The organism is Pararhodobacter sp., from assembly GCF_034676545.1.
GTDB lineage: Bacteria > Pseudomonadota > Alphaproteobacteria > Rhodobacterales > Rhodobacteraceae > Pararhodobacter.
Map to the genome: position 1 here is coordinate 133,231 of NZ_JAUCBZ010000011.1, position 26,190 is coordinate 159,420.

General features: G+C 61.4%; 28 protein-coding genes and 3 pseudogenes. 15 read left to right on the forward strand and 16 right to left on the reverse strand.

Annotation, left to right across the window (positions count from 1 at the left end; all coding sequences use genetic code 11):
• Positions 1 to 24 precede the first annotated feature (24 nt).
• The 16 genes from VDQ28_RS02315 to VDQ28_RS02390 all read right to left on the reverse strand — a co-directional run bounded on the left by VDQ28_RS02315 (position 25) and on the right by VDQ28_RS02390 (position 15,846).
• A complete protein-coding gene (locus VDQ28_RS02315) occupies positions 25 to 678 on the reverse strand; it encodes a hypothetical protein (protein WP_323034420.1) in 654 nt (217 codons plus the stop codon).
• Complete coding sequence (locus tag VDQ28_RS02320; RefSeq protein ID WP_323034421.1) at positions 678 to 3,776, reverse strand: HsdM family class I SAM-dependent methyltransferase; 3,099 nt, start codon at positions 3,774 to 3,776, stop codon at positions 678 to 680. The genes VDQ28_RS02315 and VDQ28_RS02320 overlap by 1 nt, the downstream gene beginning before the upstream one ends.
• 638 nt (positions 3,777 to 4,414) lie before the next feature.
• Positions 4,415 to 5,440, reverse strand: coding sequence for a type IV secretion system protein (locus tag VDQ28_RS02325; protein WP_323034422.1), 1,026 nt, complete (start codon positions 5,438 to 5,440; stop codon positions 4,415 to 4,417).
• The gene (locus VDQ28_RS02330; protein ID WP_323034423.1) at positions 5,440 to 5,859 is read right to left on the reverse strand and encodes a hypothetical protein; all 420 of its coding nucleotides are present in this window, start codon (positions 5,857 to 5,859) and stop codon (positions 5,440 to 5,442) included. The genes VDQ28_RS02325 and VDQ28_RS02330 overlap by 1 nt, the downstream gene beginning before the upstream one ends.
• A gap of 17 nt (positions 5,860 to 5,876) precedes the next feature.
• Positions 5,877 to 6,911 (reverse strand): ATPase, T2SS/T4P/T4SS family, encoded by a 1,035-nt coding sequence (locus VDQ28_RS02335; protein WP_323034424.1) that lies wholly within the window; start codon positions 6,909 to 6,911, stop codon positions 5,877 to 5,879.
• Position 6,912: 1 nt separating this feature from the next.
• On the reverse strand, positions 6,913 to 8,235 hold the full coding sequence (locus VDQ28_RS02340) for a TrbI/VirB10 family protein (protein WP_323034425.1): 1,323 nt from the start codon (positions 8,233 to 8,235) through the stop codon (positions 6,913 to 6,915).
• Entirely contained in the window at positions 8,232 to 8,918 is a 687-nt protein-coding gene (locus VDQ28_RS02345) for a TrbG/VirB9 family P-type conjugative transfer protein (RefSeq protein ID WP_323034440.1), read from the reverse strand. The genes VDQ28_RS02340 and VDQ28_RS02345 overlap by 4 nt, the downstream gene beginning before the upstream one ends.
• 23 nt (positions 8,919 to 8,941) lie before the next feature.
• The gene (locus VDQ28_RS02350) at positions 8,942 to 9,589 is read right to left on the reverse strand and encodes a type IV secretion system protein (RefSeq protein WP_323034441.1); all 648 of its coding nucleotides are present in this window, start codon (positions 9,587 to 9,589) and stop codon (positions 8,942 to 8,944) included.
• A gap of 26 nt (positions 9,590 to 9,615) precedes the next feature.
• Positions 9,616 to 10,413: a type IV secretion system protein gene (locus VDQ28_RS02355; protein ID WP_323034426.1), complete on the reverse strand. Its 798-nt coding sequence runs from the start codon at positions 10,411 to 10,413 to the stop codon at positions 9,616 to 9,618.
• Complete coding sequence (locus VDQ28_RS02360) at positions 10,410 to 11,576, reverse strand: lytic transglycosylase domain-containing protein (RefSeq protein WP_323034427.1); 1,167 nt, start codon at positions 11,574 to 11,576, stop codon at positions 10,410 to 10,412. The genes VDQ28_RS02355 and VDQ28_RS02360 overlap by 4 nt, the downstream gene beginning before the upstream one ends.
• A gap of 4 nt (positions 11,577 to 11,580) precedes the next feature.
• On the reverse strand, positions 11,581 to 11,796 hold the full coding sequence (locus VDQ28_RS02365; RefSeq protein WP_323034428.1) for a hypothetical protein: 216 nt from the start codon (positions 11,794 to 11,796) through the stop codon (positions 11,581 to 11,583).
• Entirely contained in the window at positions 11,793 to 14,189 is a 2,397-nt protein-coding gene (locus VDQ28_RS02370) for a type IV secretion system protein B4 (protein ID WP_323034429.1), read from the reverse strand. Before VDQ28_RS02370 ends, VDQ28_RS02365 begins: the two co-directional genes overlap by 4 nt.
• Entirely contained in the window at positions 14,179 to 14,457 is a 279-nt protein-coding gene (locus tag VDQ28_RS02375) for a type IV secretion system protein VirB3 (protein ID WP_045682577.1), read from the reverse strand. Before VDQ28_RS02375 ends, VDQ28_RS02370 begins: the two co-directional genes overlap by 11 nt.
• Before the next feature lie 9 nt (positions 14,458 to 14,466).
• Positions 14,467 to 14,757, reverse strand: a complete 291-nt coding sequence (locus tag VDQ28_RS02380; RefSeq protein WP_323034442.1) for a TrbC/VirB2 family protein — start codon at positions 14,755 to 14,757, stop codon at positions 14,467 to 14,469.
• A gap of 20 nt (positions 14,758 to 14,777) precedes the next feature.
• Entirely contained in the window at positions 14,778 to 15,563 is a 786-nt protein-coding gene (locus VDQ28_RS02385) for a lytic transglycosylase domain-containing protein (protein ID WP_416349343.1), read from the reverse strand.
• Positions 15,487 to 15,846 carry a hypothetical protein gene (locus tag VDQ28_RS02390; protein ID WP_210730706.1) on the reverse strand — a complete coding sequence of 120 codons (360 nt, stop codon included), beginning with the start codon at positions 15,844 to 15,846 and terminating at the stop codon, positions 15,487 to 15,489. The genes VDQ28_RS02385 and VDQ28_RS02390 overlap by 77 nt, the downstream gene beginning before the upstream one ends.
• 195 nt (positions 15,847 to 16,041) lie before the next feature.
• Here VDQ28_RS02390 and VDQ28_RS02395 point away from each other — a divergent pair, with 195 nt between their 5' ends.
• The 15 genes and pseudogenes from VDQ28_RS02395 (at position 16,042) to VDQ28_RS02465 (ending at position 26,137) form a co-directional block, all read left to right on the forward strand.
• A complete protein-coding gene (locus VDQ28_RS02395; protein ID WP_323034430.1) occupies positions 16,042 to 16,317 on the forward strand; it encodes a hypothetical protein in 276 nt (91 codons plus the stop codon).
• 180 nt (positions 16,318 to 16,497) lie between these two features.
• Complete coding sequence (locus VDQ28_RS02400) at positions 16,498 to 17,499, forward strand: DUF4236 domain-containing protein (RefSeq protein ID WP_323034431.1); 1,002 nt, start codon at positions 16,498 to 16,500, stop codon at positions 17,497 to 17,499.
• Between the two features lie 326 nt (positions 17,500 to 17,825).
• A pseudogene (locus VDQ28_RS02405) lies at positions 17,826 to 17,933 on the forward strand (integrase); the annotation flags it as partial.
• A gap of 160 nt (positions 17,934 to 18,093) precedes the next feature.
• Positions 18,094 to 18,318, forward strand: a complete 225-nt coding sequence (locus VDQ28_RS02410; RefSeq protein WP_323034432.1) for a hypothetical protein — start codon at positions 18,094 to 18,096, stop codon at positions 18,316 to 18,318.
• Positions 18,319 to 18,337: 19 nt separating this feature from the next.
• On the forward strand, positions 18,338 to 18,787 hold the full coding sequence (locus tag VDQ28_RS02415) for a 3-methyladenine DNA glycosylase (protein WP_323034433.1): 450 nt from the start codon (positions 18,338 to 18,340) through the stop codon (positions 18,785 to 18,787).
• A 23-nt stretch (positions 18,788 to 18,810) separates the two neighbouring features.
• Positions 18,811 to 18,927, forward strand: a pseudogene (locus tag VDQ28_RS02420) (DUF1348 family protein); the annotation flags it as partial.
• 98 nt (positions 18,928 to 19,025) lie between these two features.
• Positions 19,026 to 20,087, forward strand: a pseudogene (locus VDQ28_RS02425) (IS1380-like element IS1247 family transposase); the annotation flags it as partial.
• Positions 19,981 to 20,439, forward strand: coding sequence for a DUF1348 family protein (locus VDQ28_RS02430; protein WP_416349344.1), 459 nt, complete (start codon positions 19,981 to 19,983; stop codon positions 20,437 to 20,439). The pseudogene VDQ28_RS02425 and the gene VDQ28_RS02430, both read left to right, overlap by 107 nt.
• A gap of 62 nt (positions 20,440 to 20,501) precedes the next feature.
• On the forward strand, positions 20,502 to 21,350 hold the full coding sequence (locus VDQ28_RS02435; protein ID WP_158212771.1) for a pyridoxamine 5'-phosphate oxidase family protein: 849 nt from the start codon (positions 20,502 to 20,504) through the stop codon (positions 21,348 to 21,350).
• A complete protein-coding gene (locus VDQ28_RS02440) occupies positions 21,347 to 22,264 on the forward strand; it encodes a TIM barrel protein (RefSeq protein ID WP_081791463.1) in 918 nt (305 codons plus the stop codon). Before VDQ28_RS02435 ends, VDQ28_RS02440 begins: the two co-directional genes overlap by 4 nt.
• A 9-nt stretch (positions 22,265 to 22,273) precedes the next feature.
• Positions 22,274 to 23,146 (forward strand): LysR family transcriptional regulator, encoded by an 873-nt coding sequence (locus VDQ28_RS02445; RefSeq protein ID WP_028720600.1) that lies wholly within the window; start codon positions 22,274 to 22,276, stop codon positions 23,144 to 23,146.
• A gap of 101 nt (positions 23,147 to 23,247) precedes the next feature.
• Positions 23,248 to 23,688 (forward strand): peptide-methionine (R)-S-oxide reductase MsrB, encoded by a 441-nt coding sequence (gene msrB / locus VDQ28_RS02450; RefSeq protein WP_028720601.1) that lies wholly within the window; start codon positions 23,248 to 23,250, stop codon positions 23,686 to 23,688.
• The gene (msrA, locus tag VDQ28_RS02455; RefSeq protein ID WP_028720602.1) at positions 23,685 to 24,197 is read left to right on the forward strand and encodes a peptide-methionine (S)-S-oxide reductase MsrA; all 513 of its coding nucleotides are present in this window, start codon (positions 23,685 to 23,687) and stop codon (positions 24,195 to 24,197) included. The genes msrB and msrA overlap by 4 nt, the downstream gene beginning before the upstream one ends.
• Positions 24,198 to 24,200: 3 nt before the next feature.
• Complete coding sequence (locus VDQ28_RS02460) at positions 24,201 to 25,640, forward strand: FAD/NAD(P)-binding protein (protein ID WP_081791464.1); 1,440 nt, start codon at positions 24,201 to 24,203, stop codon at positions 25,638 to 25,640.
• Complete coding sequence (locus tag VDQ28_RS02465; protein ID WP_028720604.1) at positions 25,637 to 26,137, forward strand: peroxiredoxin family protein; 501 nt, start codon at positions 25,637 to 25,639, stop codon at positions 26,135 to 26,137. Before VDQ28_RS02460 ends, VDQ28_RS02465 begins: the two co-directional genes overlap by 4 nt.
• Positions 26,138 to 26,190 lie beyond the last annotated feature (53 nt).

The following is a 26,190-nucleotide window of genomic DNA, read 5'->3' on the forward strand; positions in this document are numbered from 1 at the left end:
TCGAGTTGCTTGCAGCTAACCCCGTTAGCATTTTTCCGCCGCCGCTGATATCTTCGAAAGCAGCGCGTGTCGAAGTTCGATTTTCGACCCAGATGGGCGGGTGTGCACTGTGCGGAAACGTTCTATCGTTTGGATGGCGGCAAGGGGTGTAGGCCCCTCAGCGAGTTCAAGAGGGCGATGGCCGCTGATTGCGTCTGCAATACGCGAAAGTGCGAAGTGTACGTCGCCGTCGATCACATAACCCACCATGCACCCTACAGGTAGTTGCTCGGCGTACTGTTCGGTGAGAAAACGCATCATGCCCTGCGTGACGTACACAGTAGCCAAGGAACTGCGGTTTCCGCCATTGATCACGTTGAGCCGCTTGCACTCATAGGCCAAGTATCGCTCCCGATCCCAGTCGAAGAGCACGGCGATGTCGATGATACCCTTGCTGTATTTCGACCCGTCAGCCGCTAGGCCGAACGGCTCGAACTGATACTCAACCCAATGGCATAGCCGACGCACTACGATGTCCTTGGCGAGTCGGTCGACGAGGTTGATGGTGATGTCATCTTCCCCTGGTTGTTCAGGAAGAACAGCCATGCACTCTGGCCACACCGCCACGATCCTCTCCATGAAGCGATCGTCAAACGAAACGAAATTGTCGACCCATCCCTGCACATCACCGATCAACATCAATCCGCGCCCCGCTGCTGGGGCGCGGCGGCGGCTTGCTGAAGGTCGAGCGCTATTCCATCGGCGTCGGCGAGCGCCGTGGAGCGTAGCCAGAAGCGCATCTGCATAGGCTTTATGAGGTAGAGGCAGTTCCCGACGAAAACGCGCAGTTCTGGCATGAGCTGGAAATTGCCGTTGAGGGGTCTGTGAATGTGGGCGGCAAGTTGCTCTAGCACGTCGCTGAGCTCGCCTGCCGCGTCTTCGGCATAATCTTCATGACCGCCCAGGTGCAGGCGTAGGATCGCGAGGTCAGCGCCGCGCGCGACAAGGCGCGCATCGATCTTCTTGCCTTTGAACCATTCCGCGAGGCTCGCCGACAATGTGTTCGCATATTGAGCGCGTTGCAGTTCGTCAGGCGCGCCCCAGAGCTTCGGGAAGTGGCCTTCATGGGGCTGAAGCGCAGGAAGGATCGCCTCGACGGTATCGTCAATCAGCACGATTTCATCAGGAGACAAGCAAAAATATTGGTATGCAAGCCGGTCGATCGTCCGAAGGATCTCGATGTCATCGACCTGAACTGAAAACGGCTCGTTGGAACGTTTTCGTGCATCGTCCACGATTGCGATCAGCTCCAACGCCGCTCGGGCTGCTCCGGCTTGATCTGGGACATCGTCAGGTGATGGGAATGGCAAGCGGAGTAGGTCGGCCTGCTGAACCTCGGGTCGATCTGACCCGAATGATGCAGTGCCATGAAAAGCGTACCAAACCGCGATGCGACTATTGAGTATCGCGGTCAGGAGCTTGGCACGGTCGCTCTCGCCCTCCGGCACCACGATCGCCTGAAAGATATGCTGGAAGGACAGAGGCTGATCACAATAGGCGGCGCGAAGACGGTTCTGCGATGTCTCGACCCCACGCGGGATAAGGATCCGCGGGCCATTGAACCCGGCCTCGAATCCGCGACGGCGAACCGTCGACGATGCGGCCGGAATCAAGCCTTCCACTGTCTGAGCTAGGCGCGAGTAGGCCGCGATGGGTAGGTCCGGCAGTCGGCCCACATACGCGCTTTCTAGTGGCGGCGCATCGCTATCGCTGTCGTCATTGAAAGGTTGATAGCCTTGCCCGATCACCCAGCGATCGCCCGGCTCTTCGCGCCGACGGCTTAGGCTACCAAAATCATTGATGAAGGCCTCTAGCTTGGGAAGCCGTGAGAGATAGCCGAAAAGCTTGGCGTCCGGTTCGCGCATCCAAAGGCGCTGCTTGAAGATCAGCGGATTGTCGAGCACCGCACCTACCCCGAGCGAGGCCTTGTCTGCGCTGCTCAGAGTGATGACACGCTTGATGCGCAGGTTGAGGTCTGCCTTCGGCGCCCAGTAGTCGAAGCGATACGGGAAATCACCCGCATTCGCGCTGCCATAGATGATCAGAGCCGTAGGGCGATGGGCTTTCTCGAAAAGCTGAAAGCGAAGGTCGGCAAAGTTGACGACGCGACGGACTTGGGATTTCCGGAAAAATGCATCACGTGCTTCAACAGTGTTTTTTGCATGGTTGTGCAAAAACCCCATCGCCGGCAGGAGGAACGCAACCAGTCCACCGTCGGCAAGATGCGAGAGGGCTTTCCAACTGAATGCCCAAGCGTCCTCGCCACCCGGCATCGGGTACCCTGCTTTCTTGGTCCACTTCACGGACGAACGTGCCTGACCGCGCCGACTAGTCCACGGTGGATTGCCGATGATGACCTCGTACCGGTCGCTGTCCGGCGACACTTCAAAAAAGTCACGGCAAACAAGTGTCTTGCCCCAGAGTTCCGGGAGGAGCTTTCCGCGGGTGATGAGTTTTCGGATGTCGCGTGGCGACACCTCCTCGAGGAGGGCAACGTAGAGCGAGAATACAGCGACCCGAACTGCGCCGCTGTTCAAATCCCAGCCATGGATTTGGCTCAGCAGCGATAGCAAAGTCTTCCATGAAATCGTCTGCGTTTTGTGTTTAGCCCGCCAATTCTCACACATCCTCTGAAACGAGCGAACGAGGAACACGCCAGACCCGCAGGCAGGGTCAAGGAAGTTCCCGGTCGTCCTAGTTGAATCCGGCAACATCTCCCAGACTTGGGAAATGACGGTGTCGGCAAGGAACATGGGTGTGTAGAACGCGCCGTTGGCGCGGCGTTCGGCCTCGCGCTCACCTAGAAATCGATCATAGACGGCGCTGACCAGTTCTATCGGGATATAGCGGAAATCATAGCCCCAGAACCGCTGCTGGCCGGAATTCGCTATCTCTTCGCGGCCTGATCGGAAGACAGCCAGAATTTTTAAATGGTCGGACGTGACTTCTGGTGCCTCGTCCTTGGGCTCAAAAGAGCATGGCGCGACGAACAGATCGCCGTTGAAATCCGCATGGAGCGTTCGAAAGAAAGACCGGAAGAGATCGACGTCGCCGCTTTCCAACAGCGCCGAAAAACTCTCGACTCTATTGGCAGAGACGGCTCCAAAATAGGCAGGCGTTACGATGTCCCGGTCTTCAAGATAGGCGATAAACATCGCCTGTATGAGCAGCGCTTGTGCTGCGTCGGGGGCAAGCGCTGCTTTCTGCAGGAGATTGTGGGACTCATTCAGATTGTCGAGCAAGACCTGATCGATGCGTTCTTTTTGCGGGAAAAACTCGCAGAAGTCCTTCCAGAGACGCCCAGACTCTGCACCGTAGATGAGATTTTGAAATCTAAGTGTTTCTGTGGTCAAGCTCAGACTGTCGACAAGACAGCGCGTCTCGAAGGCATCACCGGGATCGCTCAACGGAGTACGGGCGAGCGAAAACGCTCTGAGCTTATTCTCGGCAATGACCAACAAGAGGCTCGCCAGTCCCTGATTCCACAGTGCGCCGTGAAGGTCGATTATCCTCGCACGGTCGTATTGATCGGCTTCGAGGATCGCGACAGTTGGGACACCTTGGACGCAGAAAACTGCAGATACGCCCATTTCGGTCAGGGCGGCGCGGATGGCCGCCGCATGCGGCACGTCGCTGACGCTCTCGGCTGACTCGTAGAGTTCGGGTGCGCGTCGGCGTGTCAGCCCCAAACGATCCTTCCACTCCGGTGCCAACGTGGATCGCACGATATCTGTCATGCTCGTTTACCGCTGCGTTCCGGCCTCATGGGCAATGAAGTCGGCGGAAACTTCAGATTGCCTTGGACTTGATCGACTTCAGTTGCCGTAAGCGTCACGCGCAGACGCGCAATGATGGGTGCACATGGAACACAGATTGTTGACACGTCCCATAGGCGGCCTTGGACAGAACTTACGTTGACTAAGGAGAAGCTATCGGCATCAATCAAGCACACACAGTCTTCAAGCGAGAGCCAAGACTTTCCTCGGCATTCCGTGAAGAGTTGATCGAAACGGTCGCTCGCTGTTCCCACACGCATACCGAAATCCCTGATCAACTCAGCCATGATCGCCAAACAAACGACTTCACCGGGTGTGAAGCTCGGCGCATGACCTCTGTGCGCAGCCAACGCCGGGATGGCTTCCCGCCACGTTCGAAAGGCGTCCACAGAAATGGACAGGAGTTCACGGATCTGGCTCTGAGTGTAACGCATGGCACCACATTATCCGGGAATTATGCCCAAAGCAATCCGGGGTAAGCCCCCGGATTGTTCATGGTGTGTTCTTTTCGTCCTTCTTCAACGGTGCGTGGCCGCATCACTCAACATGATGATTGAACGACCAAAAAACCTTGTTCATCGTGAAAGAACTGTATGACCTCACCCCCCCAGCCGCTTCGCCCTCTCGGCCATCCGTACCACCTGCGCGCTTGCGGTTGCCGCGGCGCTCCGCACGGCGCCAGGCGTCTGCACCGCACCCCGCCCGATCGCCTCACCCGTCGTCAGTGCGCCGATCCTCGCCCGGCCCTGCACACCAGAGGTGTTCATTAGCCCCCGCAACACCCCTGCTGACCCGCTGACGATTGCAGGTGCTGCAGCCACCATCAGGTTCCCCGAGATCCCCCGCACGATCAGCGGCGTTGCTGCGACGAAGCCCTTGGCCAGGAACACCATCACGAAGAACGGCACCAGCGAGCCGATGTTGGTGGCCGAGTTCGGGTCGCCGAGCTGGGCCAAGAGCGAATTCGCCATGCCGACGACGGTCGAGAACATGGCGGCGATGACGATGGGGTAGAAGGCGTAGCTGATCGTCGTCGAGACCCATCTGTGGAAGAAATCCTTGGTCGCATCGAAGAGCGACAGGGCGATCATGATCGGCGCAAGACCGAGCATCAGTGTCAGCATCATCTTGGCGAAGATGAGGACGATGCCGGTCATGAAGCCAAGGAGGCTCAGGAGCACCAGACCGATGCCGCCGAGTATCGCGCCAGTCATCCAGTTCAGGTTGTTGCCGATCGCGTTCAGGTACTGGCTGAACTCCGTGATGAGATCATCGAACTCGGCGGCAAAGTACGTGGCCCCTGCCCCGCCGCCACCGACCGAAGAGATCAGGGCCCCGGCGACGTAGTCGAGCCCGCCGATCACGGCATTGGCGACCGCGTTGAAGTTGGCCCAGTTGAAGGCAAAGAGACCTATAAGCGTCAGCTTGATCAGGTACCAGAAGAAGCTGGCCCCATCCATGCTGCGGAACTGGAAGGCCATGTTGATACAGACGCCGATCAGCGAGAGCGTGACCATCAGCAGGACGATCGTGCCGGTATTGCTGGCCACAGCCCCGAACTGGGACTCTGCCGCATCGGCAAGGAAGCCGTCGGCCGTTCCGACCATCCAGCTGACGATGCTCATTACCAGTTGCCTTGCGTTTCGCAGATATCCTGGACGTCGCGGGCAATCTGGTTCTGCTCGTTCCGAATGGCCAGCCGAGCTTGAGTATGCTCCGCCTGAGTGCTTGTCGCGAACCGTTCCTCGTACTCGGCGGAGGCCGCATCCCATGACGGGAAGCGGACATCACAGCCGCAGTCGCCAGTTTCCTTGATCGCCTCCCAGGACCGCAACTCATAGAGCCGCATCAACGTCAGCGCCTCGTAGGCCTCGCGCGGGTGAACCTCGTCCATCCAGGTCGGCCGTGCGGGCCGGTCGTTGCAGATCCGGTATTGCTGGGGCGCGATGGTCACGGTGAGATCATTCGTGACCTGAGGCGAGGTCTGCGCCGCGAGCGGCGCGGCCAGCAGGGTGACAGCTGCGGCGAGGGTGATCTTGCGCATGGGGATTTCCTTTCGGTTCATTTGGCCGCGACCGTGGGGCGCTTCGTGCCCTCGGTCGGACCCTTGTTCTGGTCTGGATGTCTTGCCTGCCCGGGCAGGAAGAACTCGGTGATGCCGCGGGCGCCGTCGTGGCGGCCCGCCTGGATGATCACGTCGATGGAGCCCTCGATGTAGTCGACCATGTCGGCATAGGTCATCGGCACATCGGTTTTCAGGGCCGCGATGGCGAGGCGGCGGACGGCCAGTTGCGGGGTCTCGGCATGCAGGGTGGTGAGCGAACCGCCATGGCCGGTGTTGATCGCCTCGAGGAAGGTCATGGCCTCCCGCCCCCGAACCTCACCCAGCACGATCCGATCAGGCCGCATGCGTAAGGTCGAGGCCAGAAGCACATCGGCGCTGCGGGCATCCGTGTCCCGGTCCGCAATCAGCGTCACGGCATTCGGCTGTTCAGGGCGCAGTTCCGCCGCCTCCTCAATGGTGATGATCCGCTCCTCGGGTGGGATCAGCGAAAGGATCTTGCGCGCCGCGACTGTCTTGCCGGTCGAGGTGCCGCCTGAAACGATCATGTTGAGCTTGTTCTCGACGCAGAAGCGCAGGGCGGCATCGATGTCGCCGGAGGCCACCACATCGCGGAGCGCAGCGTTCCGTTCGCGGCGCAGACCTTCGAGGCTGCGCTCCTTGCCATAGAGGAAGCCAAGCTTGATGGCCTCCAGTGGCAGGGAGGAGAAGAACCGTAGCGAGATGGAGAAGCCGCCCTCGACGGCAGGAGGCTGGATCACCTGCGCCCGGATCGGACGAGCCCGGTAGAGGATCGAGACCGAGACGATGGGTTTCTTGGTGCTGAGCGTGGTCGAGGCGGCCGAGGCGATCTGATTGCCGAGGTCCTTGATCTCGGTCTGGGTCAGCGGCGTACCGAGGCCGCGCATGAAATGATCGCCCTGGAATTCGCCCCAGACGTGGCCGTCGGGGTTGATGCAGATCTCGATCGTGTCGTCGCGCTGCACGGGCGCGCCAAGCCGGTCGAGCGAGGCTTCGAGATAGCTCGCTGCCATGTCAGAAAATCTCCAGATCGCGGTCGACCATGACTGTGATCCGGGTGCCCTGGTCGACATGGATCACGGGCCGGATCGCCAGATAGTCCTGCATGACGCTTTGGGTACTGTCGCGCAGGTCCGTGCCGACGTCGCTCGCGATGTCGGCGGCAGCCTCATCCTCGATTTGTCCGGCGGCGGCTGCGGGCAAGGCCCCGATCAGCGAGATCAGCGCGGCGGAGCCGAAGCGCTGCGCAAAACGGGTGTCAACAAACCCGGTGGTACCGGTGCGGCCGAGCTCGTCTCCGCCAAAAGCGCTGATTTCCACGGTCTGGTTGTCGGGCAGGATGATGCGGTCCCAGGCCACCATCACCCGCGACTGCGCGAGCGCCACATCGGAGCGATAGCGCCCCACAAGGCGCGCGCCGCGCGGGATCAGGACGCGCGTACCGTCGAAGGAATGAACGTCCTCGGAGACGATGGCGCGGATTGCACCAGGCAGCGTGCTGTCCAGTGCCGTCTCGGTCACGGCCTGGATCATCGTGCCTTGCACGACGGTGTTGCCAGGGTTCACGATCACCTCGGCCCGCGTCACCGGGGCGGGCCTTGCGCCTGCGCGCACGAAGGCTTCGTCCTCATTCAGGCGCGCGGCCTCGATGCTGTTCTCCCGGTCGGTCCCTGCCCCGATCCCGGAAAACGCGATCATGGGCGAGGCGATGCGTTCGGCCCGCGCCTCGGCCTCCGCGATCCGGCGGCGTTCAAGTTCCGCCAGACGCAAATCCTCCTCGTTCGGTCCGAGGTCCGTCGGCGCAGGCGGTGTCAGCCGCGCGACCTCGAGGTCCATGCGCAGCTGGTCAAGCTCGCGATCGCGTTCGGTCAATTGCCGTTCGAGTGCTCGCTGCGCCTCGGTCGAGGCCTCCTGCAGCGCCGCGATCTGCGCCGTAAGATCGGCGATGGCCTGCTCCGCGCCGCTGTCCGATGCCTCGACGGGCCGCGCGCGCAGGTCTTCGAGTTCCGCGCGCAGCGTGGCGAGGCTTTCCATCAGCGCCAGTTCTGACGCGGAGGGGCCGGTCTCGGCCGGCGCCGGTGCAGACTCTACCACGGGCATGGGCGCGAGGTCACCGAAGCCCGATCCTGTCGTCTGGAACTCTTCGGGGGCGGCGGTCGGCAGGGGCGCTTCTGGCGATGGCTGCAGGGCCGCCCAGGCCAAGCCGCCCACGGCCACGATCCCGGCCACACCGAGGATGGCGGCCAGCGGGGAGGGCCGTGCGGCACCGCGCTTCTTGTCGCCCGTTGCTTCAAGCGCCGCGAGGCGCGCGACGAGGTCTTCGGTATCCTGGCTCATGATGTGGGCCCACCCATATCCTGAACACAGACCTCGTCTTCGCCGAGGCGCAGGACCCATTGGCGATTGACGCCCGAGACGCGGATGACACCATCCTCGAGTGCCGTGCTGTTCACCGCCCGCTCGCCGCCATTGGCATAGCGGAAGATCGCCGGGACCGGCGCGTTTCGCGCGAAGCGGAAATAGGTGAAGGTGCCGTCATCCCAGACGGCCGTCGGTGTGAACTCCTCTTGGGCGCTGACGGCGTAGTTTGCATTCGGCGCATCAGCGGCAACCGCGCGGGCCGGTTGTGCGCGGCTCTCGGGGTAGCGGAACTGAACCACGTAATGCGGGGTCTCCCGCGCCTCGACGACGTGGAAATAGTAGGAACGGCGGTTCGTGTAGACCGTGATGTTGGTGGCCACACCCGAGGCGGCGGGCTTGATCGCGAAGGCGCGTCCGCCCGGCACGCCGTCGAACTGGAAGCCCACCGTGTCGCCCGCGATGATCGAGCGGATAGTCTCGCCCTCGCCGAATTCGACGGTGGTGACCCGGGTCAGGGTGGTGACGATCCGGTAGACCTCCCCCTCGGTCCAGCTCGCGATCCGGACGCGGTTGTCATGGGGGCCAGCGCGCGGCGTGGTCTCGGCCGAGGCTGGGAGTGAAGTGAGCGCCAGGGCACTTGCGACCAGCAGGGCGTGCATGGAAGTACGGACGAAAACAGAGGTCATTCGGAACGGTCCGATCGGATGGCATATTGGGTGACGGTGAAGCCGAAGGGGTTTTGCCAGACGTCGTCGATCGTGCGGGTCCGTTCGGGTTGGAAGGCAAACATCAGTGTTGCAGTGAACGACCCGTCCTGCGCCCCTTGCGGGCTCGTCAGGCGCTTTCTGAGGCGCACCTGCGCGCGGTTCTCGCCGATGAGCGTGATCGAGGCGATCTCGACGGCCATCTCTGCGGCTGGGCCGTAGCGGGTCGGCGGGTAGCTCTCCTGCCCCGAGGTCCACATGGCGCGCATGCTGGCCTCGGCAGCACCGCTGGATTGCGCCAACACACGGCGCACGCGTAGATCGTTGTCGAGCTGGTTGTACGCCTCGCGATCCAGAATGTAGCGATAGATCTGCGCCTCGATGATGGCCGGGCGCTCGGCAAGCGATACCGTCTCAACCGTTGCATTCGGCAGGGCCAGACCCGTGGCGGGATCATAGGGCACGACGACCGGTGGGGGCGTCTCGACCATCAGGGCGACAGCAGCGGCCGCAAGGCAGCCGAAAACGCCGAAGCCTGCCCCGCCAAGGCCGATCATCCGCCAGAGCTGCTCCCGGCGCAGTGCGCCGTGGATCAGCTCCTCTTCGACCAGTTCGCGCGCGCTCATGCCAGCCGTCATATCTGGAGCCTTGCTCATGGCGCGAGGCTCGGCAGGGTGAAGTCCATATAGCGGCGCTCTTCGGCGACGGTGGCGGCATCCACCACCCCGGCGTTCCCTGCGCCGAGGGTCTGGATGGCTTCAAGTTCCCACATCCGAGTCATGGCGATGGCCAGTTCCGCGGTGACGCGGGTGTTGTGGTCCATCGATGCCTTCAGGTCCTCCATGTCGGGGATCATCGCGACAAGCTGTTCGACGCGTTCGAGTGACTGGGCCGCCTCGGAATGGCTGTTCTGGGCGGCCGCCGACATCACAGCACCGGTCGTGGCGCGGGTGGCGACACCTTCGGCCCCAGGATTGCCGCTAGTGGCGATCTCGCGCAGCGAGTCCTCGTCGAAGCCAGCACTGGCAAGCGCCTGTTTCATCTGCGTGCGCAGAGGCCCCGCGTTGGGGCCGATCAGGCTCGACCAGTCGCCCGCCTGGATGCCCCGGATCAGACCAGGGATATCTTCGAAGTTGGCCTGCAAGAGGCCGTCGAGGTCGCCGCCCATGGCGAGACCCAGAATGCTACGCGGCCCGGTCAGCGAGGCATACATCTCCTCGAGCTGATCGAACTGCTGCTGCAGGAGGTCGAGCTGTGCCAGCGCATTGTCCAGAAGATCGGTCTGGATCCCGAAATCTTGCAGCATCTGCTGAAGCTGGCGGATTTCCTGGGCGATGTTCTGGGTATCGACCGTGGGCACGCCCTGTGACGCGACGGGACCTGCAAAAGCGAGGCCAAGCGCAAGTGTCGCGGCACCGGTGGCAAGGGAACGGGACATGCGCTTGATCATCGCAAACTCTCCAAGGTGAAATCCATGAACTGCCGCTCGGCGGCTTGGGCCGCGGCCATGGCGAGTTGCTCCTCGCTCAGCGGCTGGGTCTGGGCGGCCTTGATCCGGGTGCGGATCGCGACGAGCCGGGCAAGTTCGGCGCGCGCATAGGTATTGAGCGCGATGGCCTCGTGCAGGTCTTCAGTCTCGCCGATGCGGCGGATGATGTCCTGAACCCGCAGGGCTGCGGCCTGGACCGAGACCAGCGAATAGTCGCCATAGACGCCTGCGCCATGAGCCGAGAGGCTGAAGCTCGCATTCGCCAGAAGGACCGGATCGATCGTGCCGAGCGCATCGATCCCGCCCACGGCGGCGAGGTAGCTGTTGTACTGCTGCGGTATCACCACCACGTAGTGCTGGGTCTCTGCAAAGGGCGGGACGCCGCCGTAGTCCTGCACGTTGCCAGGGCCTGCGTTGTAAGCGGCCAGCGCATGGATGATGTTGCCATCGAACATGTTCAGCATCTGCGCGAGGTAACGCGCACCGCCTGTGACCTGCAGGTACGGGTCGTCGTAGTAGGCCGGGTTGATGCCAAGATCGCTAGCGGTAGCGGGCATGATCTGCGTCAGCCCGAAAGCCCCAACGGGGGAGCGTGCCCCGATCTGGAAGCGGCTTTCCTGCCAGATCAGGGCCTGCAAAAGGCAGCGCCACTGGACCAGTGACAGCCCTGCGCGGCTTACGCCTGGCAGGCTATGCGTGTCGCGCGCGGCGCGGATAATCAGCTCCTCGATCCCTTCCCGGGCATCGCCAAACATCCGGGCTGCAGCCGGATTGTTGTCCTCGGGCGCGTAGAGGCTGGCGGCTGCGCTTTCGACGTCGCCAACAGCCCCCTGCCCCGCCTCGAGCCCGGCCACGGTGCCTGCGACATCGCCGGAGCCGAGGGACATGGCATCCACCAATCCTTCGAGGGAGGCGAGTTGCTCGCGTTCGATCTCGGCCAGCTCCTCCTCGCGGGTCAGCCGGTCCTGCTGCAGCGCCAGATCCTGATCGGTCTGCCCGAGGATTGCCTGCCGCTCTGCGAAGAGGCGCAGGTCGAAAGTCGGCACGCCTTGGGCGTTGGCTGGCCCCGCAGCGGGACCAGCCAGCGCCAGGCTGACCATCGAGAGGGGAAGCCAAGTCCGCATTGGCTCAGCCGCCCGCCCCCAGCATCACGAAATCGCAGGTCGTGTCGCGCCGCGTGACTTCCGTTCCCATGGTCGAGATCGTGGTCGTGGCAGTGGCACCTCTTGCGGGTGCATCGCGAAAGTTGAAGCAGTTGGCCTGCGCGGGATTATGCTGCGCGCATGCTGTCAGGGTCAGGCCGAGGCCAAGCAGCACAACGTTGCGGATTATGGAACGGGTCATGTCACTCTCCAGAAATCAGGGCGGTCACGGTAATCCGGGCCGACAAGGGCCTCGCCCTTCTCCATGCCGCCAAGGATGGTCACGAGGGGGCCGAGCGCGCTGAGATCGGCGTCGATCACCATCGCGCCCCGGTCATCGCGCACGAGCGCAAGCCGCGAGACGGAGCCGACGCCCAGAAGCACGTCGAGTTCTTTGTCGCTGAGGCCCAGCATCGCGTAGTCTGCGGCTGAGGCGCGGATGTTGGGCAGGAGCACCTGCGTTGGCACGGCTTCCACGATGGTCTTGCCGGTCCGGGTCCGCTCGAGCTGGCTGGCATATTGAGTCATCATCACGACGACCGCGTTCTGCTTGCGCGCCGTCACCAGCCAGTTCGAGAGCCGCTCCGCGAAATACGCGTTGTCCAGCGCCTTCCAGGCTTCGTCGATGACGATGATCGTGGGCTTGCGGTCCTCGATCACCCGTTCGACCCGGCGGAAGAGATAGGAGAGGACCGCCATGCGTTCCCGCTCGCTCTCGGAATCGAGGATGCCGGTCAGATCAAAGCCCGCGACGTCCGCGTCGGTGCGGCCCCCGATCTGGAACGTATCGACCGTGTTCGCCCCAAAGATCCAGCCGTAGCGGCCATCGGCCGTCCATTCCTGCATCCGCTCGAAGAGATCGCCCTCGTCGTCGGTCGAGACGAGGAGTGAGGCGAAGTCGGACCAGTTGCGCAGCCCCGCGTTCCCCGCACTGGCGTTCTGGCGCACGACCTCCTGCAGGCGGTTGGTCTGCACCGGGGTCAGCGGCCGGTCGCGGCGCTCGAGGAGGCTTGCGAGCCAATCGGCAAGCCAAGCCTGACCGCGGGCGTCGATTTCGGTCTGCAGGGGATTGAGCCCCGTGGGGCGGCCGGCCCGCACGGTCGAATAGCTGCCGCCTAGCGCGCGGACGGCCATTTCCATGCCGGCGCGATAGTCGAAGACGAAGACCCGCGCACCTGCTCGCCGTGCCATGGTCATCAGGAAAGCCGCCAGCACGGATTTGCCCGAGCCGGGGCGCCCTAGGATCAGGGTGTGGCCACCGGTAGGCTCGCGATCCGGTGCGCCCTGTTCGTGGAAGTTGAAGCGAAAGCCGCTGCGCTCGGGCGTCGGGAAGAGTGTGATCGGCACGCCCCACGGCACTTCCCTACCAGTCTTGCCAAGCGGTGTGCGGTGAAAGGTGGCGAGATCGGCGAAGTTGTGGTTCGTGATCGCTGCCTTGCGGCTTCGCGCCCCGGTATTGCCGGGATGTTGCGCCATGAAATGCGCCCGCGCCCCGAAGGCCTCCGAGATCAGGTTGATGCCGGAGGTGGCAGAGATGTTGCGGATTTCGGCTGCGATATCGTCAAGTGCGGCTTGGCTGCGCGCATAGACGGCCACCGTCATGTGGTGCTCGCCGAAGATCAGGCGTTTGGATTCCAGATCGTCCTGGGCGAGTTCCAACTCCTGAGCGAGGCTGACGGCCCCGTCGTTGGCCGCCTGCATCAGGCGCAACTGCCGCTTGATGCGTCCCGCCATGATGTTGGCGTTGATCGGCACGAAAGAGTGCGTGACCACCATGTCGACGGGCAGGTTCAGCTCGTCGAGCATCAGGCTGTCGGTCTTGGCGGGGTAGTTCTTCACCGCGAAGATCGCGCCGAGCTTGTCGCCTACGGCACCGTCGGAAAGCGCGATGGTCGTGCCGCGAAAAGTCACCCGGGTATTGGCCACGTCCTCGGCGATCACGCCCAAACGCGACCGCGGGAAGAGCGGGTGCTCTTCTCCGGTGTTGAGCGAGCCGAGGAAGCCCAGAAGTTCGCCGCTGCTGGCGGCCAGCAGGCGCGGCTTCAGCTCGTCGAAGGACGACAGGAGAAACCCGACGACCTCGTCGAGCTTGCGCAAGCGGCGGGTTGTGTCCGCTGCATGTCGCGCACGCGACGCCCCCAGACCGAAGGGCAAACGGCTCCCCGCCTCGGGGCGCTTCAGGACCGTCAGGGTCAGCGTCTTGTCGCGCAGGCCGGATTGACCCAGATGCGCGCGCCAGCGCTGGTCCACGGCGGCGGCGAACCCCTCGCCCGGGATGGACGGCAGGGTCACGTCGACCGCTTTCGAGACCTTGTGCAGGTAGAAGGAAAACTCCGTCCCTACCTGCGCGACGATCCCGGCAAGAAGCCCGCCGATCCGGTCGAGATGGGCGTCCTCGCTCGTGGTGCTGTTCACCCCTTCGAGCCGGATGCATTGCATCAGTTCGTTACCGCGCGTCCGGATCGTCCGGTCGGTGACAAGGCTCACATAGGGCAGCATCGACGAGAGCCGCTTCTCGCCCTTGACCCATGCCGGCAGCGCGGTCAGCGGGTCGAGGGCGTCGGCCACGTCACGGCCAAGTCCATCACGGGGCATAGCTGTCGCCCCCGTGGAGCTTGCGGTTCGCCGTGGGTGGGGTTTCCTGCAAGGTGATCACCAGGACGTCGAGGAAGTTCGGATCCCAGTCCGCGGCTTTCCAAAGCGCCGGCCAAGCCAGCCCCGCGAAGACGGCCACCACCCAGCTCTGCACCCAGAGGAACAGGAGCGTCGAGCCGAAGAGCCAGACCATTGCGTACATGATCGGCAAGCCCATCAGCTTGGGCGGCCTGAGAAGGCCAATGAACACGCGGGACTGGTCAGACATCAGTTTTGCTCAGGTCGTCCAGATGGCGGCGACGATGGTGGGCGCTGCGGCGATGCCCGCGATTGCGACCACGACCCAGAGCGCCTGGCGGAAGTCGAGGATGCCGAAGAGCCAGGAGAGGAACACACCGATCAGCGCCAGTGTCCCGATCACGATGCCCAAGGGGCCGGTGATCGCATCGACGATGCCCTGCAGAAGCGTCTGCACGGGTGACAGGTCAATGCTTTGGGCCAGCGCCGGGCCAGCCAGCACGATGAGGGCGGTTGCGCCGAGCGCGACAAGGGCCCGCGTGCGGAGCACGCTTTGAAGATTCTTGGACGTCACGAAAGGTCTCCTCTCAGCCGCTGGAACACGGCTGTCACACGGGCCACATGGCCTTGGGTTTCTCGAAAGGGGGGAATGCCGCCATGGCGGGTGACCGCATGGGGACCGGCATTGTAGGCCGCGAGCGCCAGCGCGGGATCGCCGAACTGCTCGAGCATCATCAGCAGGTAACGCGCCGAGCCATCGAGGTTTTGGGCGATGTCATGAGGGTCAACGCCGAGATCGCGCGCGGTGTCGGGCATCAGCTGGCCGAGCCCGATAGCCCCGACAGGGCTTAAGGCGCCGGGGTTGTAGGCGCTCTCGACCTCGATATTGGCGCGGTAGAACAGCGCCCAATCGCTGACTGACAGACCCGCCTGACGCAGGGCGCCATGGCTGCCGTAGCGCAGCGCCGTGGTCTCGATGGCGTGGAGGATTTCGGGGGAGGCGCGGACGGCACGCGGGGCGACCGCTGCGGCAGCTGTCACATCTCTCAGGGGAGCATCATCCCTATGGGACTGCGGTGCTGCAAAGAGAAAGAGGCGATCTGTAAGGGGCCCATTCTGGGCGTCTTCGTCACCGGTGAACGAGCGCAGGGTGCTCGTGGCATCAGTTGTGTCGATCAGTCGACCATCGGGACTGACCTGGAAGATGAAACCGTCGGCAAGGGCCAAGGGTGCGGAACAAACACCTGTACCCAGTGCAACGACGAGCGCAAACGCGCGGTCAGTTGTCCTTGACCAGAACCGGGCCGGTCCGCGGCTCGGACGTGCGTCCGGGTGCTGCGTGGCGCTCGCGGGCACCCTCGACAAGCGGGATGCTGGCGGTCGTGCAGCCCATGTCGGCAAGGAAGCTGACAAGGCCGACGATGGTCTTGAAATCGCGCAGCTTGAGGACGCTGCGGCTCGTGACGAGCATCTTGTCGTCCCCCCCATCCGGGGCAACCGCCCGGATGACCCAGGCGCCGTACCAGCTGTTGTGGCGCTTCTCGGCGCCTTCCTTGCAGACCACCTCGATGAGATAGCCTTCGGCAAGGAGTCCGCGCAGCCCGTCTTCTGTAACCACATTCGGTGCTTCTTCTATCATGGCCTTCCCTGGGTCCTTTTTTCTGCGTGAGGTGCAGTCTCGGGCCCACGGGGTCGCAACACCGCGGGCGATACAAGACAACATGAACGATAGCAAGACAATTAAAACGACTTGACGCAGATTGCCTTGCTTCGATAACGGTGATAGCTGACAAAGTCGTGATCTTAAAGGCGGCAAAGGAGTTTTGCCCTGCACATGTCCTGTGCGTGCAACATCCCCCTGGCGCTGCTGTTCACCGTCCTTGTGGTGAGTGGTCCGGCCCATGCCTGCATCCCGCCGGAACGGCCGTTCCTGCCCGCGTCCCGAGAAGACATGCGCGCCTATGCGGACCTGATCCGGGGGGATTTCGAGGCCTACATCGCCGATGTGCAGGAGTATTTCCGCTGCATCGACGAGGAGCGCGCGCGGGCCTTTATTGAGGCCAGGGAAGTGAGCGAGGAATACGGGCGGTTCATCGAGGCTGTCGAGTAGCTCCCTTCCTGCTGGCACTGGACGCCCCTGATCCTGTGCCGATGTTACATTGATGATTTTGTTGGAGCATGTTCGGCCTGGATCCCGTCCAAGGCTCCCACGCATCGGTTGCCTGTGCGGCCGCGATGCGGTTCAATCAGGGTTCGTCTCCGGCCAATTTACCGAAAGGATTTACGCCCCGTGTCACTGCGTTTCTGGCAACGTATTCGTCTTGCGCCCGGGGTAACGCTGAACCTTTCGAAATCGACGGCCTCTCTGTCGTTCGGACCGCGCGGTGCCAAATACACTGTCAGCCCCCGGGGAAACCGGGCCACACTCGGGCTGCCGGGCTCGGGCCTCTTCTACACCATTCAGGACCGCAAGGGCGCGCGTGCAGCCACCCCAACACGGGACAAGCTGTCCCTCGGATTCTTCCGAAGGCTCGTGACCCCACCCGAGGAAAAGGCCTTCATAGACGGGCTGCGTGCGCTGAACGACGGTGATGAGAATGCAGCACTCTCACAGCTGGAAGCCGCAAGCGAACTGCCCGACGCCGCCTGGATGGCTGGCATGATCCGCTTGAAGCGGGAGGCATTTGCGCAGGCGCGCGTGCATCTGGAAGGCGCGCTTGCGGCGGGTGACGGGCTCGGCGCGCTGTTCACGAAATATGATCTCTCGCCCCAAAGCAATCTGCCGATCGCCAAGGGCATTTATGCGCATATCTCCCCCACCGAACGCGGCACACGGCTTGCGCTGGTGGAACTGTGCGAGGCGAGCGGGGACGCCGAAGGCGCGGCGCAGCATCTCGAGAGGCTGCTGGTCATCGCGCCGGAGGATCCCGTGGTGCTCTTGTCCTTCGTCCAGATCGGGCTCGACACACCTCAAGATCACGACCTGCTGGACAGGGTGATCGCCTTGACCGCCGCAACCCAGAACGAGACGCCCATCGACACGGGCATTCTGCTCTACCGGGCTCGAGCGCTCGCCGCCCGTGGCCTGCCCGACGCAGCCATCGAGGTGCTGACCCGCGCTGGCCGCCGCCGCAAGGACCGCCCCGATCGTCTCCTCCACCAGATCCGTCATGACCGCGCGGAGCTCTACGAACGCGTGGGTCGCAAGGCCCAGGCACGACGTGAGTTCGAGAAGCTCTACGTGGAGGCACCGGAGTTTGAAGGGTTGGCTGAGCGACTGGGGTTGAGGTGATGAGTTCGTCGCGATGGGCGGATTCCAGCCATCCGCTGCGGGTGCAAAGCGACCGAGCGATTTCAGCGGGAGCTGACATTGGGACGAGGTTGAACCGTTTCTTCTCGGCACTGCCGCAAGGCGGCTTGGGGCCCAACCTGTGGATTGGATTTTCGTGCTGCACGCGCGCACAACGCGAAAAATGCCGCGATAGTGAGAAAACTGGCTCCGTCGCTCAAAGAAAAGCCGCTTATTCGTGGGTGGCGCAATATGGGTCACGTGTTAAACCTACAAGTCGCGGGACAGAACCGCCGTTTACGACGGAGGCTAATGTCGGCCCTTGGGGTGACCGCCCGCATATCAGGGCAAGTCAACATGGGCGCCTTGTGCGTGACTGGGTGACAACGATTGTCCTGGAACCCAGTGGATACGGGACACACTCGATGCGCCGAACCTAAGCTGCGGAGATTTGCCGACGAACGGGCAGCTATTGAAACTATGCCTGCGTTCTATTGGAAAAGACTGAGGCCTTTCCCTAGTCTAGTGGAGACCGCCCGGCACACCGGAAGTGGCCACTCTCGACATCCCCGGAACCACATTCTTGAAGTAGGCTTGATGAGACCTTTCCGCGAAATTCTGTCGATGGCTGTGAAGAGACACGGCAGTCTTGAGGCCGTTGAGGCGCGCATTGAACACCCGGCACCCATCACAGACCTGCTTGCACGCAGTGACGATCGATGGCTCGCAGATATGACACGACACGTCTTCAACGCGGGCTTCAGCCGTAAGGTGATCCGCGACAAATGGCCGGGATTCGAAGCAGCTTTTCAAAGGGTTTGACCCAAGCGTTTGCGCAATAATGGATGACGACTGGTTCGATATGCTGCTCAAAGATCCGCGCATCGTGCGCAACGGGGCGCGGATCCGATCCGTTCAGCGCAACGCGATGTTCATTCTGGACGAGACAGAAAGACATGCCAGCTTTGGCGCTTTCATCGCCGCGTGGCAGCACAAGGATTTCGCCGACGTTCTTGATTATCTGCGCAAGCATGGTGATCGACTGGGCGACAAGACCGCCCAGTATTTCCTGCGCGAAGCCGGTGTAGATTCCTATGTTTTGTCGTTTGATGTCTTGAAACGCCTGTCACTCGAAGGGGTTGCTGACACTCTGCCAGCGTCGTCGAAACAGCGGCGCGCCATACAGAACGCCTTTGACGGATGGAAAGAAGAGTCGGGCAAGTCGCTGACATACATCAGCCGCGTGCTCGCCATGAGTGTCGAAAGCGACCGCCAGCCAAGATTTACATAAACATTCCCAGAAAGGATCAATGAATGGAACAACGCCAACCTCTCCCGCCCTTTACGCGTGAGACAGCAATTCAGAAGGTCCGCCTTGCCGAAGATGGCTGGAACGGTCGCAATCCAGAGGCAGTATCCAAAGCCTATACAGTAACCCACATTTCCCAAGTAAGGCGCTGATTTCGCTGTCCTGACCATTATATTTCCTATATAAAACATGGTGTTGAAGGCTGCGAGGGGCGCGTTTCATGGATCACCCAGAGGGTGCGGGCTTGCAACGGGCAGATCGGGTGGATTTCGACCCTCGCGTGCGGCTGGAATTTCGCGGCACGCAGCTCAGTTCCGACGGCGGCCTTCTGGTGATGCGCGAGCTTGATGACGCGCTCGGGTTGTCCGATTTGGCGTCAGCGGCGCTGCGCGATACTCGCTCTGGCAAGAACACGGTCCATCGGCTCGACGGCCTGTTCCGGCAATCAGTCTTTGGGCGGCTGGCCGGATACGAGGATGTCAACGACGCCAACCGTCTCGCCTGCGATCCGGTCATGCGCCAAGTTGTCGGCGGCAGAGCGGTCGATGCACAAGCGGCCTCGGCATCGCAGATGGGACGGTTCGAGACCGAGACGCTGGCTCTGGCCGGGAACCGTGCCGCGCTGGCCGACCTGAACGGGCAATGGATCGACCGGTTCCATGACCGTAACGGGCTGAAGTACATCGTTCTGGACATGGACAGCTCGGTCAGCCCGACCCATGGCGACCAGGAAGGGTCCGCCTGGAATGGCCATTTCGACTGTAGCTGCTATCACCCCAACTTTCTGTTCAACCAGTTCGGGATGCTGGAACGCTGCGCCCTGCGCCATGGCAACGTCCACAGCGCCGATGGCTGGCGTGATGTTCTCGACCCCGTCATTGCGCGCTACGCGGAGCGCGACCTTGGTGGCAGGTTCTTCCGGGCCGATGCTGCCTACGCGATCCCGGCGATCTATGAGCGATTGGAAGAAGCGCGGTTCTTCTACGCCATCCGGCTGCCCGCAAACGCGGTCCTCAAGGACAAGATCGCGCATCGGCTAACGCGCCCTGTCGGGCGGCCGTCACTGACCAAGGTCAAGCGGTTCTTCGAGGAATTCGAGTATCAGGCGGCGTCCTGGGACAAGGAACGCCGGGTGATCGCCAAGATCGAATGGCATCCGGGCGAACTGTTCCCGCGTGTCGGCTTCATCGTCACCAACCTGCCGATGGAGCCGGACTGGGTGGTGCGGTTCTACAACCAGCGCGGCACCGCCGAGCAGCACATCAAAGAGGGCAAATACGCCAGTAAACACCAAATGGCGCAACCGCGCGACATTTGTGAATGGTCGCGATGAGGTGGTAGCTTTCCTAGCGGACAAATGGGCCAAGGAATTGGACTACCGACTGGTCAAGGAACTCTGGGCCTTCACGGATAACCGCATCGCGGTTCGATACGCGTATGAATACCACCATGCTGATGGAAACTGGTTCCGCGCCTATGGCAACGAGAATTGGGAGTTTGACGAGAATGGCCTGATGACGAACCGGCACGCCAGCATCAATGATCTGCCGATCAAGGAAAGCGAGCGTCTGTTCCACTGGCCTTTGGGACGCCGTCCTGATGACACGTCAAGTCTTTCTGAATTGGGACTGTGAGGATGAGCGGGGGCCCTTTTCACGATGGTGAACGCCTTGTCCAGAAAGCCACGGGGGAGGACGTGCTGGCCCTTCGGAACGGGCGTTTCATCAGCACGACACTGTCTGCAAACAGCGAACGGATGCTGGGTATCGCGACAACCCTGAATATCGCCGTAAGTGATGCTGAGGGGCGTGTCTGGTCTTTTCTGGCCAACGGTCCAGAAGGGCTTGTTGCCCGAGCTGATGACAAGACGGTTTACCTGAATCGGACCGAAATGACCGTTCCGTCCGCGCTATGGACGATGGTCAGTGCCGGAGCGCCGATAGGCCTTGTTGCAATGGACCTGACCAGCGCGCGGCGGTTTCGCATCAATGGTTCGGTTAATGAGGTTACGCCTGAGCGGGTGACAATCGATGTTGCGCAGACCTGTCCGAATTGTCCGAAATACATCCAGCAAAGACTGCCTGTGGCAGACAATCGCTATCAAGGTGTTTCGCCCGCTTCGGGATCTGATCTGCCGGATAACCTTGCGGACCTGATCCGACAGGCCGACACGTTTTTCGTGGCCAGCAAAAACCCGGACGGAGATCATGATGCAAGCCATCGTGGTGGGTATCCGGGATTTGTAAACGTGAAGGGAAATCAGCTTATCGTTCCCGACTACTTCGGTAATTCGATGTTCATGACATTGGGCAATCTGGCGCTCGAGCCTCGAGCGGGCATTACCTTCGTCGATTTCGACACTGGCGCTCAGCTGAACCTGACAGGTCACGCCACGCTCAACTTGGAAGGGCGCATGGCTCATGACGGTGCCGATGGCCGGTATTGGACCTTCGACATAGAGGCTTGGCAATTGACGCCGCATCGCCCTGAACCGGCTTGGAAACTGGGTGCATATTCTAGATTCAATCCACCTTTGGAAACATGACAAGGCTTGCCATTCCGCCCGATATCCGTTTCGGCGTTGGCGGTTTTCCTTTGGCATTCACTGAACGTCCGGAAGCCAAGGATCGGGGTGCCGTTTTCGCGTGGCTGCGCTCAGTCGGGCTCGACGCAATCGAATTGCAAATGACGTATGGGCCACGAATGACGGCTGAACAGGGGCGTCGCTACCGCGCGCTGGCAATAGCAGACGACATCAAGTTATCGATCCACGGGTCTTACTACATCGTTCTTGCCAGCCCCGATCCGGCCAAGGTCCTGCGCTCTGTCGACACGCTTCTACGGACCTATGAGCAAGCCGACATTCTGGGCGCGCGCGAAATCGTGCTGCATCCCGGGTCGCTCTACGGCGCGCCCGAAGCCGATGTGTCTCGCCGGTTTGCCGAAAACCTTGAGCGATTCATGGCGCAATTGGGCAAGACTGACATCAGCCTTATGATCGAAACCGCTGGCAAGGTCGGGCAGATGGGGTCTGTCGATATGATTCTTGATGTGGCCTCGACGGTCAAAGGGGTCGGGCCTTGCATTGATTTCGGGCATGTTCATGCGCGCTCGCTCGGCGAGCTTGAGACGCCCGACGCGATGGCGCAAGTGTTTGCAAGGATTGACGAGTTCCAGCGGTCCAACCCAGATACGCCGACACATTTTCACTACACACCGATCCATTTTGGCCCAAGAGGCGAGATCCAGCACCGGGCGCTCAGTGACATCGACGGCGTTTCGAACAAACCGTTCCATCCGCGCCCGGAACCTGTCGCGGCCGGGCTTGCAGGCCTGCCCGGTCGTTTCACGATCATATCCGAAACCCACAACTCACAAGAGATGGGCGCTATCAGGTTGAAAAACTTGATCAATTCAGGCACTTGTGGGCATAAGGAAGTCGGCTACCTTGTGGAGTGACGCAGGCAAATGGATCTTAATCAGGTCAGGTACTTCCTGAATCTCGCCGAATCCCTGAATTTCACGGAAGCGGCCCGGGTGAGTGGGATATCTCAGCCCAGTCTCACCAAGGCGATTCAACGTCTGGAAGATGAGTTTGGCGGTCCGGTGCTGTATCGCGACGGCAAGGACACGCGCCTGACGGCCTTGGGCCGTGATCTGATCGTAGAGTTCATGCGCATTCAATCAGCGCTCGAAAACATCACCGAGCTTGCGGAAAACTCGGTCGCAGGGCGCAGCCGGAAGATCAATATTGGCGTCGCAAGCACCATTGCGCCGCGGGTCTTTGCCAAATTCTGGGCGCTCGTTCTGAAGGAATTGCCCGAGGTCGAGCTTCTTCTTCATCCTCTGAACCCCGGCGAGGCGGAGGCGGAGGTATTGTCGGGCAAGTATGACATGTGTCTGCTGACCAATCCGCCGGAACCGAATTTCAAACTGACGATCCAACCGCTGTTCCAAGAGCGGTTGCGCTTGGCCTTGGCAAGTCATCACCCGCTCGCCGGGACAGATGAAATCACGCCAGAGCAGATGATGGAGCAGCCCTATATCGACAGGATGCACTGCGAATTTCGCACGCAACTGATCAAGCATTTCATGGATCGGAACATTGTCATGCGTCCGCGTTTTCAGTCAGAGCGGGAAGACTGGGTGCAGCAGATGGTGGCGCAAGGTGCGGGTGTGTGTTCCTTGCCGGAACATTCAGCGATTGTTGATGGAATCGTCCTGCGCGCGGTAAAGGGCCTGACCCTGTCACGCAACATCAGCATGGTCGCCGTTTCTGGTTCTGCCAACCCGCGCGAAGTCCGTGTCATCCTTGGATTATCCAAAGATTTCAATTGGTAATAGGCACACGCGCGCGGCTATAAAAACTATTCCCGCCAGGAATTTCACAAACGGATCGAAAGTCTCCATCTTCCTCTCAACGGAAGAAGAAGGAGATACAAATGACCTACGAAAAATCACAGGATGCGCTCTCCAAGCTGACACCCCAACAGTATCACGTTACGCAAGAGAGCGGGACCGAGCGCGCCTTTACGGGTGAGTATGACAAGCATTTCGAACCGGGTATCTACGTCGATATCGTTTCCGGCGAGCCGCTTTTCGCATCCTCAGCCAAGTTCAACTCCGGTTGCGGTTGGCCCGCATTCTCGAAACCCATCGATAACGTGACCGAGCATCGTGATGCCTCGTATGGCATGGTCCGGGTCGAAGTCCGCTCGAAACACGGCGACAGCCATTTGGGGCATGTCTTCAATGATGGCCCGCGCGAAATGGGCGGCCTGCGCTACTGCATCAACTCGGCCAGCCTGCGCTTTGTGCCGAAAGACCAAATGGAAGCCGAGGGGTATGGCGCATACCTCGATCAAGTGGAGGAAAAAGTATGACTGAACGTGCCGTATTGGCCGGAGGCTGCTTCTGGGGGATGCAAGACCTGATCCGCAAGCTGCCCGGCGTCGAAAGCACCCGGGTTGGCTACACCGGCGGTGACGTGAAATTTGCCACATACCGCAACCACGGAACCCATGCCGAAGGGATCGAGATCCTCTTTGACCCCTCGAAAACCAGCTATCGTGCGCTTCTGGAGTTCTTTTTCCAGATCCATGACCCGACAACGAAAGACCGCCAAGGTAACGACCGCGGAAGCAGTTATCGGTCCGCCATTTACTATGTGAATGACGAACAAAAAGCGATTGCCGAAGACACGATCGCGGACGTGAACGCATCTGGGATCTGGCCAGGCAAGGTCGTGACCGAAGTAGAACCGGTGAGCGATTTCTGGGAAGCTGAGCCAGAGCATCAAGACTACCTGGAGCGTATCCCGAATGGCTATACTTGCCACTTCCCGCGGTCCAGTTGGGTTTTGCCCAAGCGTGCGGCGACGGCGGCTGAATAAGCCATGCGTGGGCCTCATCACCATCTGATTATTGGCGATGGGGCCAGCGCAGCGGCGCTTGCGGAAACATTGGTGCTTACGTCTGGTGACCAACTGACCATTCTTGGGGCCAACGCGGGTCAATTCGGCAAAGGGATGGCATATGCGGATCATCCGAGCGCCGCGCCTTGGCGATATGCCTATCTGTTGAATTCGCCGTCAGGTGCCTTTGGTGAGAGTTTCGTCGAATGGTTCGAGGCAAACTGGGGTGATATTCGCTCAAGGATTGCCGCCTACCAACCACGCTGGTTGGACTTCGCGGCGGATCATCTGGATGCAGGCGATTTCGGCGCTGTCTTTGCCCCACGCGCGGTCTTTGGCGACTATCTCGCCGAGATCGGGCAGGGCATTCTGGCCATGCACGCCGAAGCAGGCGTGCGGGTGCAGCAGCGGACGGCTTTGGCCACCGATCTGGCCAAGGATGAACACGGGTTTCGGATCACGCTTGCCACAGGCGAGGTGATCCGGGCGGACCGGGTGGACGTGGCCACCGGGGGACCATCGCCTCAACGATTTGGGGCGGATAGCGGCCCCACGGCGTTCACGACGCTTTATGGCAACGAGCAAACGATTGCCGAGGTCCTGCGTCCTGGACAGGAAGTGACCTGCCTAGGAGGCAACGCCGCGATGCTGGATGTCCTGCGGCTTATGCAGTCCGTCATGGACGAGCAGGACATCCGGCTTCGGGTGATCACCCGTGGGTCCAAGCCGGAGCAGCTGATCTGGGCGCGCCCGCGTAAAGAGCCGGTGACGCCCAAACTGACGGGCCCTTACCGCGATGCAGACGCGCTTCTGGCTGCGGTCGACGCCGAAATTGCCGCGTTCCGTGCCAAGGGGGCAAGCATGGCCGAACTCAGACCAGGCTATCTGGGTTGGGCAGCCGAAAGGGGGCTTGAAACCCTGCTGCCCTCCCTCTCGGAGCGCCGCAAGGTCATGCCACAACTGGAGCGGCGGTTTAGGCGCGCAACGCACAACAGCCTTGCCGACTATGCACGGCTCCAAGCGGCAGGCCAGATCGTGGAGGAGCACGGCGAGATAACTTGGGTCTATGCCGAAACCGAGGGCAAGACCCGCATCCGTCTGAAACGGGCTGGCACAAGAACGAACGAAGAAATCACGACCTCAGTCGTGATCAACACATCCGGTCCGGGAGACCAGCTTGCCATGGACCTGCTAACCAGCGGCCTGATCCGCAACGGCTGGTTGCGGATGAACGAAACGAAGACGGGCCTGATCGTCGGGCCCGGACTTGAAACGGAGGTTGAGGGGCTTCGCTATCTCTCGCCCGCCGTCACCGAAATCGGCGCGGAGGTTCTGGCGTTTCCGCTCGAAGACGTCAGTGCGCTGGCGGCGCGGGCGAAAGCAGCGAACCAAATCGCCATATATGAAAGGTTTCAGTCATGAACTTTGGACAACTTCGCAACACGGCGCCCGAACTGCGCGTCAACGATTGGATCGATGCGGATGGCAAGCCGATGGACAAGCCGCTTCGACTTTCGGATATGAAAGACGGCTACAAGATCATTTATTGCTTCCAGCACTGGTGCCCTGGCTGTCATTCGCGCGGTTTTCCGACGCTGCGCTTTCTGCATGACAAACTGAAGGACAAAGGGTTCGATTTCGCCGTCATTCAGACCGTTTTTGAGGGTGCCGAGACAAACACCCGCGATAAGCTGCGCATCAATCAGGAGCAGTATGGGCTGAAAATGCCCTTTGGTCATGACACCCCGCCCGCAGGTGAACGCTACCCGACCTTCATGGAGGATTACCGTTCTGGCGGCACGCCGTGGTTCACCGTGATCGATCCGGAAGGGAACGTTGTCCACGCGGACTTCCGTCTTGATCCGCAGCGATTTCTTGCCGCGCTCGGGGCCGACGATGTCGAGTTGAAGCGCGCCTGACCATTGGCTCCGGCGGCCAGATCGCCGGAGCCAAACAATCAATAACGAGGGAC

Excerpts from the sequence above, each read along its gene's own strand:
- VDQ28_RS02315 (WP_323034420.1), bottom strand. The coding sequence starts at position 678 with ATGTTGATCGGTGATGTGCAGGGATGGGTCGACAATTTCGTTTCGTTT.
- VDQ28_RS02320 (WP_323034421.1), bottom strand. The coding sequence starts at position 3,776 with ATGACAGATATCGTGCGATCCACGTTGGCACCGGAGTGGAAGGATCGT.
- VDQ28_RS02325 (WP_323034422.1), bottom strand. The coding sequence starts at position 5,440 with ATGAGCATCGTCAGCTGGATGGTCGGAACGGCCGACGGCTTCCTTGCC.
- VDQ28_RS02330 (WP_323034423.1), bottom strand. The coding sequence starts at position 5,859 with ATGCGCAAGATCACCCTCGCCGCAGCTGTCACCCTGCTGGCCGCGCCG.
- VDQ28_RS02335 (WP_323034424.1), bottom strand. The coding sequence starts at position 6,911 with ATGGCAGCGAGCTATCTCGAAGCCTCGCTCGACCGGCTTGGCGCGCCC.
- VDQ28_RS02340 (WP_323034425.1), bottom strand. The coding sequence starts at position 8,235 with ATGAGCCAGGATACCGAAGACCTCGTCGCGCGCCTCGCGGCGCTTGAA.
- VDQ28_RS02345 (WP_323034440.1), bottom strand. The coding sequence starts at position 8,918 with ATGCACGCCCTGCTGGTCGCAAGTGCCCTGGCGCTCACTTCACTCCCA.
- VDQ28_RS02350 (WP_323034441.1), bottom strand. The coding sequence starts at position 9,589 with ATGAGCGCGCGCGAACTGGTCGAAGAGGAGCTGATCCACGGCGCACTG.
- VDQ28_RS02355 (WP_323034426.1), bottom strand. The coding sequence starts at position 10,413 with ATGATCAAGCGCATGTCCCGTTCCCTTGCCACCGGTGCCGCGACACTT.
- VDQ28_RS02360 (WP_323034427.1), bottom strand. The coding sequence starts at position 11,576 with ATGCGGACTTGGCTTCCCCTCTCGATGGTCAGCCTGGCGCTGGCTGGT.
- VDQ28_RS02365 (WP_323034428.1), bottom strand. The coding sequence starts at position 11,796 with ATGACCCGTTCCATAATCCGCAACGTTGTGCTGCTTGGCCTCGGCCTG.
- VDQ28_RS02370 (WP_323034429.1), bottom strand. The coding sequence starts at position 14,189 with ATGCCCCGTGATGGACTTGGCCGTGACGTGGCCGACGCCCTCGACCCG.
- VDQ28_RS02375 (WP_045682577.1), bottom strand. The coding sequence starts at position 14,457 with ATGTCTGACCAGTCCCGCGTGTTCATTGGCCTTCTCAGGCCGCCCAAG.
- VDQ28_RS02390 (WP_210730706.1), bottom strand. The coding sequence starts at position 15,846 with ATGATAGAAGAAGCACCGAATGTGGTTACAGAAGACGGGCTGCGCGGA.
- VDQ28_RS02395 (WP_323034430.1), top strand. The coding sequence starts at position 16,042 with ATGTCCTGTGCGTGCAACATCCCCCTGGCGCTGCTGTTCACCGTCCTT.
- VDQ28_RS02410 (WP_323034432.1), top strand. The coding sequence starts at position 18,094 with ATGAGACCTTTCCGCGAAATTCTGTCGATGGCTGTGAAGAGACACGGC.
- VDQ28_RS02415 (WP_323034433.1), top strand. The coding sequence starts at position 18,338 with ATGGATGACGACTGGTTCGATATGCTGCTCAAAGATCCGCGCATCGTG.
- VDQ28_RS02440 (WP_081791463.1), top strand. The coding sequence starts at position 21,347 with ATGACAAGGCTTGCCATTCCGCCCGATATCCGTTTCGGCGTTGGCGGT.
- VDQ28_RS02445 (WP_028720600.1), top strand. The coding sequence starts at position 22,274 with ATGGATCTTAATCAGGTCAGGTACTTCCTGAATCTCGCCGAATCCCTG.
- msrB (WP_028720601.1), top strand. The coding sequence starts at position 23,248 with ATGACCTACGAAAAATCACAGGATGCGCTCTCCAAGCTGACACCCCAA.
- msrA (WP_028720602.1), top strand. The coding sequence starts at position 23,685 with ATGACTGAACGTGCCGTATTGGCCGGAGGCTGCTTCTGGGGGATGCAA.
- VDQ28_RS02460 (WP_081791464.1), top strand. The coding sequence starts at position 24,201 with ATGCGTGGGCCTCATCACCATCTGATTATTGGCGATGGGGCCAGCGCA.
- VDQ28_RS02465 (WP_028720604.1), top strand. The coding sequence starts at position 25,637 with ATGAACTTTGGACAACTTCGCAACACGGCGCCCGAACTGCGCGTCAAC.